1 protein-coding gene is annotated in these 1,080 nt (G+C 67.2%); it reads left to right on the forward strand.

The features are described 5' to 3' along the window. Window positions 1-1,080, forward strand: a 1,080-nt coding sequence (murB, locus tag OBACDRAFT_RS06400) for a UDP-N-acetylmuramate dehydrogenase (RefSeq protein WP_157836932.1), incomplete at both ends; no start/stop codon positions are given.

A 1,080-nucleotide genomic window follows, 5' to 3' on the forward strand; every position in this document is an offset into this window, starting at 1 on the left:
CCACGCACCACACCGGTCCCACCTTCCCACCGCTCACCCTCTCCACCACGCCCGCGCTGCTGGCCTTTGTCGGTGCGGGCAACATCGACACCATCGCCCGCCGCTGGCTCGCCGACCGTGCCCATTGGGACGCCGCTTACGAAACCCTTCGCGCCGTCCTCCCCCCCGGCTCCACCACCGACCTCCGCCGCGAGGAACCCCTCGCCCCCAAAACCACCATGGGAGTCGGCGGCTCCGCCCGGCTTTACTCCGAACCCTCCTCTCCCGACGACCTTGCCACCCTCGTCCGCGCCGCCACCGCCGCCGGTATCCAGATTCTCATGCTCGGCCGCGGCTCCAACCTCATCGTCCCCGACGAAGGCGTTGACGCCCTCGTTCTCAGCCTCCGCCACCCCGCCTGGTCCACCTTCACCCTCCAATCCGACGGCACTCTCCGCGCCGGCGCCGGACTCCGCCTCAAGGAACTCTGTGGCAAAGCCATGCTCGCCGGCCTGCGCGGCTTCGAGTTTCTTGAAGGCATCCCCGGCAACATCGGCGGCGCGCTCCGCATGAACGCCGGCGCCATGGGTAGTTGGATATTCGATACGATAAAAACCATCGACATCCTCACACTCTCCGGCGACCGCCTCACCCTCCGCCGCGACCAGCTCCACACCGGTTACCGCCACTGCGCCGAGTTGGAAAACGCCATCGCCCTCTCCGCCACCCTCCGCCCTGGGAACGCTGGGCCCCAACTCGCCTCCCCCGACATCGCCCGCCAAGTCGATGCCTACCGCGACAAACGCAAAAAATCCCAACCCCGCGAACCCAGCGCCGGCTGCATCTTCAAAAACCCCGAAGGCGACGCCGCCGGACGCCTCATTGACTCCGCAGGGCTCAAAGGACTGCGCATCGGCGACGCCGAAGTCTCGCCCGTCCACGCCAACTTCATCGTCAACCACGGCCACGCCACCGCCGCCGACATCATAACCCTCGTCCGCGAAATCCGCGCCCGCGTCCACGCCGCCACTGGCATCCAACTCGAACCCGAAGCCATCCTCTACGGCCGGACATGGGAGGAAAAGCTGAACGCTGAAGACC

The sequence above is a fragment of the Geminisphaera colitermitum TAV2 genome (assembly GCF_000171235.2).
GTDB classification, from domain to species: domain Bacteria; phylum Verrucomicrobiota; class Verrucomicrobiia; order Opitutales; family Opitutaceae; genus Geminisphaera; species Geminisphaera colitermitum.